The organism is Chryseobacterium capnotolerans (assembly GCF_021278965.1).
GTDB lineage: Bacteria > Bacteroidota > Bacteroidia > Flavobacteriales > Weeksellaceae > Chryseobacterium > Chryseobacterium capnotolerans.
Window position 1 is genome coordinate 280040 of the sequence record NZ_CP065589.1, and the last position, 14186, is coordinate 294225.

The 14186-nt window shown below is 36.3% G+C and carries 13 protein-coding genes and 1 pseudogene; 6 read left to right on the top strand and 8 right to left on the bottom strand.

The window, feature by feature from the left end; all coding sequences use genetic code 11:
- Nucleotides 1-28: 28 nt before the first annotated feature.
- Nucleotides 29-433, bottom strand: a complete 405-nt coding sequence (locus H5J24_RS01230) for a cupin domain-containing protein (protein ID WP_068944754.1) — start codon at nucleotides 431-433, stop codon at nucleotides 29-31.
- A 131-nt stretch (nucleotides 434-564) separates the two neighbouring features.
- Here H5J24_RS01230 and H5J24_RS01235 point away from each other — a divergent pair, with 131 nt between their 5' ends.
- From H5J24_RS01235 to H5J24_RS01245, 3 genes are all read left to right on the top strand, one after another.
- Nucleotides 565-1467, top strand: coding sequence for a helix-turn-helix domain-containing protein (locus tag H5J24_RS01235; protein ID WP_068944753.1), 903 nt, complete (start codon nucleotides 565-567; stop codon nucleotides 1465-1467).
- 135 nt (nucleotides 1468-1602) lie between these two features.
- On the top strand, nucleotides 1603-2946 hold the full coding sequence (locus tag H5J24_RS01240; RefSeq protein ID WP_082811284.1) for a carboxylesterase family protein: 1344 nt from the start codon (nucleotides 1603-1605) through the stop codon (nucleotides 2944-2946).
- A 155-nt stretch (nucleotides 2947-3101) separates the two neighbouring features.
- Nucleotides 3102-3269 carry a hypothetical protein gene (locus H5J24_RS01245; protein WP_167387037.1) on the top strand — a complete coding sequence of 56 codons (168 nt, stop codon included), beginning with the start codon at nucleotides 3102-3104 and terminating at the stop codon, nucleotides 3267-3269.
- Nucleotides 3270-3321: 52 nt separating this feature from the next.
- Here H5J24_RS01245 and H5J24_RS01250 read toward each other — a convergent pair whose 3' ends face one another.
- The 6 genes from H5J24_RS01250 to lpxK form a co-directional block, all read right to left on the bottom strand.
- On the bottom strand, nucleotides 3322-4794 hold the full coding sequence (locus H5J24_RS01250) for an alpha-amylase (RefSeq protein WP_068944752.1): 1473 nt from the start codon (nucleotides 4792-4794) through the stop codon (nucleotides 3322-3324).
- 50 nt (nucleotides 4795-4844) lie between these two features.
- The gene (gene dinB, locus H5J24_RS01255) at nucleotides 4845-5939 is read right to left on the bottom strand and encodes a DNA polymerase IV (protein WP_068944751.1); all 1095 of its coding nucleotides are present in this window, start codon (nucleotides 5937-5939) and stop codon (nucleotides 4845-4847) included.
- 183 nt (nucleotides 5940-6122) lie between these two features.
- Nucleotides 6123-6578, bottom strand: a complete 456-nt coding sequence (locus H5J24_RS01260) for a GNAT family N-acetyltransferase (RefSeq protein WP_068944750.1) — start codon at nucleotides 6576-6578, stop codon at nucleotides 6123-6125.
- A 79-nt stretch (nucleotides 6579-6657) separates the two neighbouring features.
- The gene (locus H5J24_RS01265; RefSeq protein ID WP_068944749.1) at nucleotides 6658-7173 is read right to left on the bottom strand and encodes a TlpA family protein disulfide reductase; all 516 of its coding nucleotides are present in this window, start codon (nucleotides 7171-7173) and stop codon (nucleotides 6658-6660) included.
- A 174-nt stretch (nucleotides 7174-7347) separates the two neighbouring features.
- On the bottom strand, nucleotides 7348-8163 hold the full coding sequence (locus H5J24_RS01270) for a purine-nucleoside phosphorylase (protein ID WP_068944748.1): 816 nt from the start codon (nucleotides 8161-8163) through the stop codon (nucleotides 7348-7350).
- Nucleotides 8147-9172, bottom strand: a complete 1026-nt coding sequence (gene lpxK, locus H5J24_RS01275) for a tetraacyldisaccharide 4'-kinase (protein ID WP_068944747.1) — start codon at nucleotides 9170-9172, stop codon at nucleotides 8147-8149. The genes H5J24_RS01270 and lpxK overlap by 17 nt, the downstream gene beginning before the upstream one ends.
- Before the next feature lie 108 nt (nucleotides 9173-9280).
- Between lpxK and truA the strand changes: the two are divergent.
- The 3 genes and pseudogenes from truA to H5J24_RS01290 all read left to right on the top strand — a co-directional run bounded on the left by truA (nucleotide 9281) and on the right by H5J24_RS01290 (nucleotide 12322).
- Nucleotides 9281-10011, top strand: a pseudogene (truA, locus tag H5J24_RS01280) (tRNA pseudouridine(38-40) synthase TruA).
- A 24-nt stretch (nucleotides 10012-10035) separates the two neighbouring features.
- On the top strand, nucleotides 10036-10380 hold the full coding sequence (locus H5J24_RS01285; protein ID WP_068944745.1) for a hypothetical protein: 345 nt from the start codon (nucleotides 10036-10038) through the stop codon (nucleotides 10378-10380).
- A gap of 181 nt (nucleotides 10381-10561) precedes the next feature.
- A complete protein-coding gene (locus tag H5J24_RS01290) occupies nucleotides 10562-12322 on the top strand; it encodes an ABC transporter ATP-binding protein (protein ID WP_068944744.1) in 1761 nt (586 codons plus the stop codon).
- 58 nt (nucleotides 12323-12380) lie between these two features.
- On the opposite strand, the gene H5J24_RS01295 is transcribed toward H5J24_RS01290, so the two are convergent.
- Nucleotides 12381-14162 (bottom strand): GEVED domain-containing protein, encoded by a 1782-nt coding sequence (locus tag H5J24_RS01295; protein WP_068944743.1) that lies wholly within the window; start codon nucleotides 14160-14162, stop codon nucleotides 12381-12383.
- Between the last annotated feature and the right edge of the window lie 24 nt (nucleotides 14163-14186).

Genomic DNA, 14186 nt, shown 5'->3' on the forward strand with positions numbered 1-14186 from the left:
TTATTTTATTTGGATTGATACGTTGGTATTATAGATTATGATACTCTTCATCTGTTACCGGATTCAGCCATTCCACAATACCGTTTTGCGTGTTGGTATTAATGGCGATGTGCGTGAATTCACTATCAGGTGCAGCCCCATGCCAGTGGATTACATTGGGTAATATATTTACGATGTCTCCGGGGTGTAAAATTTGTGCAGATTTTCCCTTTTCCTGATAAAAACCGATTCCTGAAGTTACGATTAAAATTTGTCCGCCCCCATGAAAATGCCAGTTGTTTCTGCATCCTGGTTCAAAAGTAACATTTCCGATCTGACAATTCAGCTGATTTTCATTAGGTTTAAGGATTTGAACCCAGGCAGTTCCTCCTGAGAAATAGTCCGTTGGAGCTTTCTCTCCCTTCGGAAAAATGTTTGTATTAAAAGTTTCCATAACGGTACAAAAGTCGAAACTTTTCTGTACATCTGACTTATACAGATTACGGGATTACTTACCAATTTTACAGACACGATATCTATTATATCAGAAATTGGTAATTTTGAATTGTGAAAAAAATAGACTTCATGGAAAATCAGGAGATTGAGATCTATAATACAGTCTCGGAGTATAATAAAATGGCAAATCATGAAACACTACACCCGTTGGTAAGTGTGATTGATTTCTCCAAATCAGATCCCATTTGTCAATATAGAAGAAAATTTGGCTTTTATACCGTTTTCCTGAAAGATGTGATGTGTGGAGACATGCAGTATGGAAAACATAGTTACGACTATCAGGAAGGGACATTGGTTTTCATTGCCCCAGGTCAGACATACGGGATTTATAATAGAGAGAAATCTATTCAGCCGGCAGGCTTTGCTTTAATTTTTCATCCTGACCTTTTAAAAGGAACCAATCTTGGAAAAAATATAAAAGATTATAATTTCTTTTCCTATGATGTGCATGAAGCATTACACCTTTCGGAAAAAGAAAGAGAGATTATCCTGGACTGCTTTAAAAATATAAAGCATGAACTTGGCCAGTCAATAGATAAACACAGTAAATCATTAATTGTAAATAATATTGAACTGTTTCTAAATTACTGCATGCGTTTTTATGACCGTCAGTTTATTACCAGAGACCATATCAATCAGGGACTGATCGGGAAATTTGAAAACCTTGTTGATGAGTATTTAAAATCAGATCATCCAAAAAATATAGGTTTTCCTATGGTAAATTACTTTGCAGAAAAACTGAACCTTTCAGCAAATTATTTTGGAGACCTTATAAAAAAAGAATTAGGAATTTCTCCCCAGGAATTGATCCACAATAAACTCATAGATATAGCCAAAGAACAGATACTGGATCAAGGAAAATCGATCAGTGAAATTTCTTATGATTTAGGCTTTAAATACCCACAGCACTTTACACGATTATTCAAAACGAAAGTAGGAATTTCTCCAAGTCAATACAAAACGCTGAATTGATATAAGATCACATTAGAAATATCATTATAATATTTTGTGTTTGTATTAATATCTTGAGTTTTAATTAGCTGTATAAATTTTCTTTTTTCGAAAAACAAGGTTATCTTTAAGGGTAAAAGCATTCACCATTTCAAAATGAAATCACCACAGAAAGAAACCCATATATTCAATACGCGTTTTGGCATTATTACTGGATGGAAGCAAGAGGGAGTAATAAGAGCTAAAAGTATTCGTTATGCCCGTTCCAAAAGGTTTCAAAAACCCGTTCCGGTTGAGCATTTTATTTTTGATAGCAGGCTTGAATATAAAGTTCCGGTTTGCCCACAGAAACTTAGTCCGCTTGTGGAAAAAATGATAGGAACAACACCGGTTGAAGAATTTGAACCTGAAGAATCTACCCAATATCTTTCAGTAATTCGTCCTGATAAATTCCTTGAAAACGGAAAACTTGCTGTGATCGTCTGGATCCATGGCGGTTCTCATGAGATTGGGTGCGGAGATCTGCCTACCGCTGATCCTGCAGAATGGGTAAAAGAACAAAATATCATTGTGGTGACAGTTTCCTATCGCTTGGGGCTCTTTGGTTTTTTAGGCGGGGATGAAAAAAGACCTCCTAATCTAGGTCTGTTGGATATAATTGAAGCGTTAAAATGGATCAAAAGTAATATTGCAGACTTTGGCGGAGATCCGGAAAATGTTACCCTGTTTGGGCAGTCTTCAGGAGGAGATGCAATAGCACATCTGATGATATCAGAAGGAGCCGATGATTTATTTCAACGGGTAATTATTCAGAGTGCGCCTTTGGGATTACGGCATAAAAGACAGAAAATGTCTGCTGAATTTTTAAAGAAGACAGAAGAGATTAAAGATGAGACAGATGTTTATAAAATGATGGAAGAGTACGGAAAGTTTGTTCCATCTGTTATAAAATATGGTTTGAAAGCAGCAATGCCTTTTGGGACCCAATATGGATATCAGCCATTATGCAAAGAAGAAGAGTCCGTTGAGAAATGGCGTGAAAATGCTAAAAAATATGATGTTCTGATTGGCTTGAATAATGATGAGACTGCATTTTATCTCAAAACTTCAGAAGCTTTAAATAAATATTTAGGGAAAGGATTGGGATTAAAGATCTTGGATAAAACCGTTGAAAAAACGACAGACATGATCTATGGTGCTCCGGCCAGACAATTTGCAGAAAATTATGCCAGAGGCGGTGGAAATGTTTATCTATTCAGGATGTATTCCAGATTAGAAGATAATCATATTGGAGCACCGCACTGTATTGATCTTCCACTTATTTTTGGAAATGAATCTGCCTGGAAATCTTCTGAACTACTGAAAAATATCCCTTGGGAGCGTATTCACGACAATGGAAAGAAACTAAGAGCACTTTGGGCAGAATTTGCAAGAACAGGACACATATCCGACTCGTCAGAACGTCCAGAAATTCTGGAACTCAGAAAAGTTGAGGTTTAATTGAACCATAGAATTTAATATTTCAACGATTCTATTTCCTGCTGTTTATGATTTGATTATTAGGTAGATGATATTAAGGTGTTGGTAGATTATATTGAATAATAATTGTAATATATTGTTTATATTTGAGTTACAAATTCAAAAAAATAATAATTATGAAAATCAAGAAATCTTTCAGTGCACGAAAAATGGATCGTCAGGAACTTAAAAATGTAAATGGCGGAATCATCATCAGAGGCAATACCTGCTGCTTTTATAACGAAGATAATTTCTGTTGTGAGTGGGCTCCTGATCTATGGAGTTGTAGAGGTATCAAATGCTAATACCTAAATATAAAATATAAAGCGTACTTTTTAATGAAGTACGCTTTTTTATTTATTCTGAAATCCAAACGCTTACATTTCCGGCAGGTACAGGAAAATCTCCCCAACCATTTTCATCAATGGTTACTTTATTTTTAAATCTTTTCAAAAGGTCTTTAAATTTTTTACCGGCATAACGTTTTCCCATTTCCATTGGTTTGTTGTAAGAATCTTTATTACTCAGCACTACAGCACAGCCTGTATGATGGTCATCTCCTTCACGGATCCATCCAATACAATTGGCATCTTCAAAATAGTCCCGTTGTTCCCCATAAGCATACTCCTTTCTGGCTTTCAGAAGCTCTTCAATACCATCTATTTTCGGTATAAAGATTTCCTGATCATTTCCTGCTCTGTCTTTGTCGATATAATGTGCACCATACAAGTCCGGATAAAAAACACATGGATAACCATCTTTTCGCAATAAGATCAAAGCATAAGCAATAGGCTTAAACCATGATTCAACAGGAGCTTCCAGGTCCTGAAGAGGCTGTGTGTCATGATTAGCCACCAGGCTTACGGAATGCAAAGGATCTGTCTGGGTGAGTGTTTCATCAAAGATTTTTCTGAGATCATAGGAAGCACCTTCTTTGGATGCATTATGAAAATTATTCTGTAATGAACTGTCAAAAAGACTCATGCAGCCTTCAGTTACTTCAATATATTTTTGAAGCAGATGAAGATATCCCGGAGCCCAGTATTCCCCTACGGCAAAAATATTTTTTCCAGTGTTGGAGCGAAGTAGAGTAAGCCATTCTTTATAAAAATCAAAGGAAATATGCTTTAAGGCATCAAGACGGACGCCATCAAAATCTGTTTCGTCAAAATACCACTTTGCCCAATTGTTGAGTTCTTCTCTCACAAAAGGATTTCTGTGCTCAATGTCATTATACATGAGATAATCATAATTCCCCTTTTCATCATGGATCATCTCTTCCCAGTTGTCACCATATTCAGACTGTATTTTATAAATATGAGACTCCATACCTTCTGCATAATCTACACCGCTGAAACATGTGAAATTCCATTCAAAATCTGAATATCTTTTTTCTCTTCCGGGAAAAGTGAATTTTGTATAGGATTCTATTTCAAATGTATCTGAGATTACTTTTTCCCTGTTGTCTTCATCCACTTTTACAACATTGAATTTTTCTAGTTCATCACCACCTGCTTTGTGTCCCAATACAATGTCTACAATGACTTCAATATTTTGTTTTTTTAAAGCTTTGATCGCTTTTAAATATTCCTTTTTAGTGCCATATTTGGTTGGGATAGTTCCTTTCTGATCAAACTCTCCAAGATCATAAAGATCATAGGAGTCATATCCTACCGAATATCCGCCATTTGTCCCTTTATAGGCAGGCGGAAACCAGACAGAAGTTATTCCCAGCTTAGCTAGATATTTAGACTGTTTCTCAGCTTCTTTCCATAGCTTTCCATCACCTTCAGAGTACCAGTGGAAAAACTGAATCATTGTTGGGTTCATATAATTTTGCTTATTTGGTGTATACAAGTTAGCAAAAAAAATATAACCTGTTAATTTTCGAATTCTTTAAACGGAATTTTTAGTTGAACGGAAACCAGTTTTTTTTCTTCCGTATTCAGTTGAGAAAGTGACAATCCAAGTAAACGGACTGCTTTATCAAAAGGGCGAAGTTCCCAGAGTTTTTTCCCAGTAGTAAAATACTCTTCAGGAGATGTGAAGTATTCTTCTCTGGTTATACTTCTGGTAAAAAGAGAAAAATCTTTATACTTAATTTTTAAGGTTAAAGTTCGTCCTAGAATATTGTTTTTTTGTAAACGTTGATGAAGTTCCTGACTCAGGCTTTCCAGCTTTTCATTGATCTGCTGTTCATCAAAAAGATCTTCAAAAAAAGTTCTTTCCACTGCCACACTTTTCTGAATCCGGTGAGGTTTTACTTCAGAAGTATGAATACCACGAACGACATTGTAATAATGCTTTCCTGATTTTCCAAAGATTCTTACCAGGTCTTCCAAAGGTCTTTTCTTTAAATCTTTTCCTTTATAAATGCCTAAACTAAACATTTTGTTAGCGGTAACCTTTCCTACACCATAAAATTTTTCCACAGGTAATTCTTCCAGAAAACCTTCCACTTTATCTGGATGAATGGTTTTCTGACCATTAGGTTTATTAATGTCAGAAGCTACTTTGGCCAGGAATTTATTCACAGAAATTCCTGCAGAAGCCGTTAAACCTGTCTTCTCAAATATTTTCTGACGAATTTCTCTGGCGATCTGGTTGGCAGATTCTATTTCTTTTTTATTTTCGGTGACATCCAGGTAAGCTTCATCCAGGGAAAGTGGTTCCACAAGATCGGTATATTCATAGAAGATCTCACGGATCATCTTCGAAATTTCTTTATATCGAGTAAATCTAGGAGGTACAAATATCAGGTCAGGACATTTTTCCTTTGCCGTTTTACTAGGCATGGCGGAACGAACTCCATATTTTCTGGCTTCATAGCTTGCTGCTGCCACTACACCACGGTGCTGGCCTCCCACTGCAATAGGTTTCCCTTTCAGTGAAGGATTGTCATGCTGCTCTACAGAAGCATAAAATGCGTCCATATCCACGTGAATAATTTTACGAAGCGGCAAAGAAAAATCCATATCACAAAGATATGGATTCCTGTATTGATGGTGAAGTATTTATGGAAAGGAAGCTGGAAGAGGGAAGTTAACGAGGACCATAAGACAACTTTCTGTCAATTGACTGAAAAGTAATTAAAAAGAAAACAAATAGTCTATAAGGCTCCAATTACTTCCTGCCTCCATCTTCCCGCCTCCCGCATTTTACGGCTTCAGTCTCATCGTAAGAAGATGAGGTTCGAAACCAGCTTTTTCATACGCTTTTACAGCAGATGCATTTTCAGCGTAAACATCCAGTCTTATTTCTGAAATTCCTTTGGATTTTGACCAGTTGATAAGTTCATCAGTAATTATTTTATTGATGCCTTTCCCTCTGTATTCTGGTTTTACATACATAAAGCCTAAGTACGCATAGCTTTTAAATTGATTATAATCTTTCTCTGATTTTTTGATCAGGGCATACCCTGAAGCAATAATTTCGTCATCGTTTTCTACAACAATTAATGTGGCATCAGGTGATTGTATGAATTCATTCAGATCGTAATAATGAATTTCGCCATCAATTAATGTACTGTTGAAAGGTCTTTCCGCTGAAACAATTCCCTGTTCAAAGGTTAAAAGGATTTCTAAATCTTGTGCTGTAGCTTCTCTTGTAGTCATGGTGTAAAAAATAAGTGAAGTTTAAACACTCCATAAAAAAGTAGAGTGTTTAAACTTCAAGGTTTTTGATGTTTTAAAATTATTTTAAAAGATTATCAATGGTCTGTTGGATTTCTGGATCTTCCGGAGAAATCGCATAATATTTTGCAATCGCTGATTTCTGATCAATAATCATATATCTGGGAATCCAGTTCAGATCTACATAATTATTGAAATCATTTTTCCAGCCTGATGCAAACCAGTAATTATCTTTATCTTTCATATTGAATCTTACAAGACTCTTGTCAAATCCTTCTTTAGATCTTTCCAGTGATAGGAAAACAAAGTCAACATTAGGATTGTTTTTTTCTAATATTTCGGCTTTTGGAAGTGCCTGAAGACAATCTCTGCACCATCCTGCCCAAAAATCAATCACTAAAACTTTTCCTTTATGCTGATCAAGAATTTCCTGAATGGTAATGGTTTTTCCATCCTCATCTTCCAGTTTTTGCTGTAAGGCTTCTTTGGAAAATCCGGTCTTAAGAATAGTAGGCGTTTTCTGTGCATAGCTTAAGCCGAACAAACCTACCATAAAAATTAATAACAACTTTCTCATTCTACAATTTCATTTACACAAAACTAAGCAATGAATGCCAATTCAGGATTGTTTTTTTTATGAAATGGGAAAAATTTATATTATTGACAATTTCTATGGATCTTGTATAGATATTGATGAGGATAAATTACCTCTGAGAGTAAGCTATATTTTTTTAGATTGACACAGTGGTCTCTAGTGATAGTTTTTAATCAAGCCTTTCACTATGGTAATTACATTCGGCATTGCTTTATTTGCTGCATTTAAAACTTCTTCATGAGAAACAGCAAAAGCAATATCCGGTCCGCCAAGATCTGTAATAACAGACATGCAGAATACATCCATTCCCATGTGTCTGGCAACAATGACCTCTGGCACGGTACTCATTCCTACCATATCTCCGCCAATGGCTTTAATCATTCCATATTCAGCAGGAGTTTCAAAAGTGGGCCCCTGAAGGGCAACGTAGATTCCCTGATGGGCTTTAATATTGTTATCTGCAGCAGTTTGTTCCGCCACAGCAATCATTTTTTTGCTGTAAGGCTCACTCATATCCACAAATCGTGGTCCAAGCTCATCAATATTTTGGCCTCGAAGCGGATGTTCAGGCATCATATTGATATGATCTTTTAAAATAACGATATCTGCAATGCTGTAAGCTGGATTTACTCCACCACAAGCATTGGAAAGAATAAGATTTTTAATGCCTAATAGATGAAAAACTCTTACAGGAAAGGTCACCGTTTCCATAGAATGTCCTTCATAGTAATGAAAGCGGCCACTCATCATCAACACTTTTTTCCCTTCTAATATTCCATAGATAAGTTTTCCGGTATGTCCTACCACTGTGGTCTGTGGAAAATGAGGAATATCTTTGTACTCTAAAACATGGATCGGTTCTACTTCATTCTGCAGTTTTCCAAGTCCGGATCCTAAAACAACAGCAAAATCAGGAGTATCCTGAATGATATTTCTGATGAAATCAGCTGTCTCTTTAATTTTTTCTAACATAATCTAAGATGATTTGATTGAATTCTTCCTTTTTATCAATAATGACATTGATAGGCCAGTAGTAAACAATTTCTCTAAGATAGTCAAAAGTTTTTAGACGAACGTAATCCTTCTCTGTGGTTAATATCAGTTTATATTCTCCCAATTTTTTATACTCTGCAAGGATTTTTTTAATATCATCATCCGTGAAATTATGATGATCTCTAAATTTCAGATGGGTAACCCTTTTTGAGAATTTTGCCAGATGTTCCAATAATGGTTTTGGATTGGCAATTCCGGTAATCAGTAAAATGTCGTAATAGTTCAGATTGTTATCCGGAAGCATTTTATCCTTTCCATATACATTTTCATCATAACCAATGGATGAAAAGAATACTTTTTGGTTGTAAGAAGGTCTGATCCTTGAAATATAATATCTTTTGGTTTCCTCCGTCAGTTCATCAGGGCATTTGCTGACCATAATGATATCTGCTCTCTTTGAGCCCGCTCTGGATTCTCTAAGATCTCCGGCAGGAAGAAGATAGTCTTTAAAAAACGGCTCATTAAAATCGGTCATCAGAATATTGAATCCCGCTTTGATAGCACGATGCTGCATGGCATCATCCAATATCAGCACGCCAAGATCCATATCTTCGATCACTTTTTTAGCGCCAGGAACACGTTCTTCGGAAACAGCGATAACAAAACGGTTTTTAAAACGTTCAAAAAGCTGCATGGCTTCATCCCCTACAATCTTGTAGTTGCTTTCATAATTCGTAACCTCGTAGCCTTTGGTTAACCTTCCGTAGCCTCGTGAAAGGACTCCGGTTCTGTAATGTTTGGATAAATATTGAGCGAGATACATCACCATTGGTGATTTTCCGCTTCCGCCCACAGAAAGATTCCCGACATTGATTATCGGTGTCTTAAATTTTGTCGACTTAAAAATCCCCAAATCATACATTGTGTTTCGGATACCCGTTACCATATGATAAGCAAGGGAAAAAGGATAAAGGTACCATCTTTTCATACGATTGCAAAAATAGGAATTTTCATAAGCATTAGAGTAATATTCTCAAAGACTTTTCAACAAATATTTCGTTAAATTAAAGTATTTTTGTGGAGTTATTACAATACATTGAGATACTTTATAGAATTTTCTTACAACGGAAAGAATTATTTTGGCTATCAGATACAGCCCGACGCTATTTCCGTGCAGGAAGAATTGGAAAAAGCACTTTCCACCATTTTAAGAGAAGAAATTAAAACCACAGGAGCCGGAAGGACAGATACCGGTGTTCATGCTAAAAAAATATTTGCTCATTTTGATACGGAGCAGGAGTTGAGTCCCGAGCTCCCACGAAGGCTGAACAGTTTTCTCCCACCTGATATTTCCATTGATAGAATTTTCAAGGTGAAGGATGACTTTCATGCCCGCTTTGATGCAACCTACAGGACCTACGAATATTATATTTCGTTGGAAAAAATCCGTTTACCCAGGAATCTGCCTGGCAGCACTGGAAAAGATCATTAGATATTGATAAAATGAACGAAGCCTGTAAGATCCTTTTTGAATATGAGGATTTTACCAGTTTTGCGAAATTGAAAACGGATAATAAAACGAATATCTGCAAAATGTATCTTGCAAAATGGGAACAAAATGGAGCAGAACTGAAATTTACGGTTTCTGCCAACCGTTTCCTGAGAAATATGGTTCGTGCCATTGTAGGGACAATGGTGGAGATTGGTACAGGAAAACTAAAACCTGAAGATTTACGCAGGGTCATTGAAGATAAAAATCGTAATGCTGCCGGAACCTCTGCTCCGGCCCATGGATTGTATCTTGTGGATGTAGGCTACGACTTTTAAATAAAAAACTAAAAAACTATCATCATGTTATCAATTTTTATTCTCATTGGTGCTTACCGATATTATGCAGGCCTAGCAGAAAAATTTGGAAAAGTAAAATGGCATCTGGGGCTTCTGGCTATAGGAGTTTACCTGGGAACCCAGATTATTTTAGGAATGTCTTACGGTGTTTATTTAGCTTCCACTGATCCGGAGGCTGTGAATAATGTAAGTTATACAGGTTTTTCTGCCCCTAATCTTATTGGTTGGCTAATCTCTCTTCTTGCAGTTTGGGGCGTTTATCTGCTTCTTGAAAGAAAATATAAGAAAGAGAATCTGCAAAAGCCCTCTATAGAAATTCAACAGATCGGTAAGGGTTCGGAAGAATAACAGAATTAAAATAAACCTTTCGACAGACTCGATAAAAATGAAGGTAGCTGCGAAAGATATTCATTCTGTAAATGATAGGTATCTTATATTTTCTATAACGATTTGTTGAAGTTGTAAAGGCTAACAACTTATAATGTCTTATTTTTGCAGAGAATTTTAATTCTTTTCTTCAATTCGTATAATGAAAAAACAAGATACCTGGGGAATTGTAAAAAGGCTGTTCTTTATTGGAATGAAGTTTCGTTCCTGGTTCATCCTTACTTTAGTAATCTCCATCATACTTTCAATAGTTTCTACTTACAGACCATACCTTACCATGCAGGTTGTGGATAATGATATCACCAAGCTTCAGGATAAGGCTTTGATGATGAAACATATCTATATCCTTGTAGGGCTGGTGTTTGCAGAAACCGTTTTAAACTTCTTTCTGGTTTATTTTTCAAACTTTATCTCACAGAATGTCATTCGTGATATTCGTGAAAGACTATACTCCAAACTGATCTATTTTAAAACATCATTTTTTGATAAAACTCCAATCGGTCAGTTGGTGACCCGTGCTGTAGGGGATGTGGAAACCATTGCAACAGTGTATACTGACGGATTTCTGATGGTTTTCGGGGATATTCTGAGAATCGTGTTTGTGCTGGTGATGATGTTCAGTACCAATGTTCATTTGAGTTATATTACTTTGGCGATACTGCCTTTAATGGTAGTTATTACAAGATTTTTTCAAAAAAGGCTTAAAAAAGCTTTTGGCGACGAAAGAAACTGGACATCTACCCAAAACTCTTTTGTACAGGAAAGGCTGGCAGGAATGTCGATCATTCAGGTATTCAACAGGCAGGAATCCGAATTTAAAAAATTTGATGATATCAATATTACCCTGAAAGGAGCATTATTGAGAACCGTTTTCATCTTTTCATTGTTCTTTCCGGTGGTAGAGCTTATTTCTTCATTATTTATAGGATTTATCCTGTTTTATGGAGGATATATTACGATCAGCGCCGGGGTGGTCATTGCTTTTATTCAGTATATCTCCATGTTGATTCGCCCTTTAAGGCAGATTGCTGACCGTTTCAATAATATCCAGAGAGGGATTGTGGGAGCGGAAAGAGTATTGGGATTAATGGATGAAGATAATTCGATGACCAATACAGGAACTGTGAAGAAAGATCACTTTGCCGGTAAAATTGAATTCCAGAAAGTACATTTTGCTTATGATGAAAAGCAGGAAGTGCTTAAAGGCATTGATTTTAAGGTGAATCCTGGCGAAACGGTTGCTATTGTGGGAGCAACAGGGGCAGGGAAGTCTACCATTATCAGTTTGATTACAAGATTATATGATATTAATTCCGGTAATATCCTTATTGATGATATAGATTTAAAGGACTATGAGCTTTATAACCTCAGAAGTCATATCGGAGTGGTATTGCAGGATGTATTCCTTTTCCACGGAAGTATTTTTGAAAACCTTTCTTTTGGTGATGATAGTATTACTCTTGAAAAAATAAAAGCAGGGGCTAAAGAAATTGAAGTAGATCAGTTTATCGAACAGCTTCCAGGAGGATATGATTACGTAGTGAGTGAAAGGGGTTCATCAATTTCTTTAGGTCAGAGACAATTATTGTCATTCCTGAGAGCTTATTTATCTGATCCTAAAATTCTGATTCTGGATGAAGCCACTTCCTCCATTGACCACGAAAGTGAAAAACTGATTCAGAAAGCTACAGAAAAAATTACTAAAAACAGGACCTCTATCATTATTGCCCACAGGCTTTCTACGATTGAAAAAGCAGATAAGATCATTGTAATGGAGCACGGTAAAATTGTAGAAGAAGGAAAGCATCTCGATCTTCTGGATAAAAACGGATATTATGCTACTCTATACAAAGCCCAGCTTCGGCATGAAGTAGAAATGGAAGAAGAACAAGAATCTAAATAAGATTATATTAAATAAAAAAAGAGAGCTAGTTGCTCTCTTTTTTGTTTATTTCAGTTAATTAAAATTGTAATTTTTTAGTCAGTACCTTTCCATCTTTTAGAACTACATTCACTGTGATGATGGTACTCTTTTGATTGATAGGAAATCTAAATTCAGAAGCATTGATGTCTGTTCTGTTTACCAATAGCTTTCCTGATGCATCATAGATATGTAATGACGCAATTTTTGATTCCCCTTTTACATATATTGAATTTTCATCCTTGGTGATGAATGAATTATTCTTTGAAGTTATATCATTTACAGATAATGAAGCCTGTGGTACTATGGTTACGGAATAATCTTCCACTTGGCCATATTTTGGAGTATAGCATGATGTAATGGTAGTACCTGCATCACCAATGACCCTCATTCTTAAAGGAGTATTAAGGACAGCATTTGATGGTGGAATTACAGAAGCAGTTGCCAATGAACCATTAGTGACTCCGGTTTGGTTTAAAATCAGCTCTGTAGTTTCATTAAACTGACCATCATTATTATAATCAATATAGGCTTTTATCGTATGACTATTGCTTGTTCCCGGTGCAACAGTAATTGTAGTGGCAGTATTGCTGTAAATTTCGGTTTTCGAAATTCCCAGACAGTAGTTTCCTGTAAAGTCTTCATAGAAATTATTGGAAGCCGTTTTGTAATTCTTGGAGTAATTACTGATACTTCCGAACTTCACAGCAGTAATTCCGATATTATAGTTTCCGGGAGTGCTTATTGAGGTTGGAGTACAAGCATTGGTAAGGGATATATTGTTATTGATGGTTGTATTGGAAGCTACCGGAGAATTGATTAACGATTGTCTGTATTGAAGAAGTTGTGCCGTTGCACGATCTGTTTGCCCTTGTGTGAACAAGTCTCTAAAGCAATACGTATAAGACATAACATTTCTTTCTCCGCCAGCATATATCTGGCTGGTACATGGGTTGATTTGCCCAGTCTGGCAGTTTCTGGGAACAGAAGCGTGATAAAGACTTTTCATAGGTTCAGTATCACAAACCAGATCACCATTCAAGGTACAGTCGGTATTGGCAGGGCAGTTTCCTGTGGTAGCATTATAGCCTTCGTGGGTATGTCTTAATCCCAGGGCATGGCCAAACTCGTGAGCCAATGTCTGTGCATTGACTGCTGAAGCACTGGTTGCCATAAAAGAGTAATCATTGTTTCCACCTGGATAATATGCATACCCGTTTAATCCTCCAGAGTTTGAAGTCAGTTTTTTAACAACATAAATATTGTAATACTTGCTGGTGTCCCATTGCCCCATGGCAGTAATTTCTGTTGCAGGGACTGCATTGGTCGTGTTGTCGTCATTTACTCCGCCACTTACATATTTTGGAAGACCGGAGGCATCAATTCTATTGATTCCATTAGTGGGATTACAATTAGGATCTATTTTAGCAAAAACGAATTTCACAGGCAAGGCAGAACTTGTAGCAGCCATTCCACTGGATGCATTTCCTGCAAAAACACCATTGGTATAATTTACCCAGGCAATAATATCTGCATCAGATTTGTTATTAACGTTTCCTATTGGGCTTCCATCACCTACAACATGCACTACAATGGGGATTTCGTATATCTGATTCTGACCATTCTTTGCGGCTAGTTTGCCGCTTTTAATCATTTTTGACAATTCCAGATTGAAGGCATCATCCTGGATTTTTTCGTTCGGGAACTTGGCATAATGTTTTTTCATTAATTCATCAGTTCCGCATTCTAAAAATTCTACATTCTGTGAATAAAAATTAGAAGATAAACTTGCTGTAATAAGCAGAAATAATAGTTTTTTCAAAGTTATTTATTTAAGTGTTGTTTT

What these genes read in the sequence shown, in the direction of transcription:
- H5J24_RS01230 (WP_068944754.1), bottom strand. Translation starts at nt 433, where the DNA reads ATGGAAACTTTTAATACAAACATTTTTCCGAAGGGAGAGAAAGCTCCA.
- H5J24_RS01235 (WP_068944753.1), top strand. Translation starts at nt 565, where the DNA reads ATGGAAAATCAGGAGATTGAGATCTATAATACAGTCTCGGAGTATAAT.
- H5J24_RS01240 (WP_082811284.1), top strand. Translation starts at nt 1,603, where the DNA reads ATGAAATCACCACAGAAAGAAACCCATATATTCAATACGCGTTTTGGC.
- H5J24_RS01245 (WP_167387037.1), top strand. Translation starts at nt 3,102, where the DNA reads ATGAAAATCAAGAAATCTTTCAGTGCACGAAAAATGGATCGTCAGGAA.
- H5J24_RS01250 (WP_068944752.1), bottom strand. Translation starts at nt 4,794, where the DNA reads ATGAACCCAACAATGATTCAGTTTTTCCACTGGTACTCTGAAGGTGAT.
- dinB (WP_068944751.1), bottom strand. Translation starts at nt 5,939, where the DNA reads ATGGATTTTTCTTTGCCGCTTCGTAAAATTATTCACGTGGATATGGAC.
- H5J24_RS01260 (WP_068944750.1), bottom strand. Translation starts at nt 6,578, where the DNA reads ATGACTACAAGAGAAGCTACAGCACAAGATTTAGAAATCCTTTTAACC.
- H5J24_RS01265 (WP_068944749.1), bottom strand. Translation starts at nt 7,173, where the DNA reads ATGAGAAAGTTGTTATTAATTTTTATGGTAGGTTTGTTCGGCTTAAGC.
- H5J24_RS01270 (WP_068944748.1), bottom strand. Translation starts at nt 8,163, where the DNA reads ATGTTAGAAAAAATTAAAGAGACAGCTGATTTCATCAGAAATATCATT.
- lpxK (WP_068944747.1), bottom strand. Translation starts at nt 9,172, where the DNA reads ATGAAAAGATGGTACCTTTATCCTTTTTCCCTTGCTTATCATATGGTA.
- H5J24_RS01285 (WP_068944745.1), top strand. Translation starts at nt 10,036, where the DNA reads ATGTTATCAATTTTTATTCTCATTGGTGCTTACCGATATTATGCAGGC.
- H5J24_RS01290 (WP_068944744.1), top strand. Translation starts at nt 10,562, where the DNA reads ATGAAAAAACAAGATACCTGGGGAATTGTAAAAAGGCTGTTCTTTATT.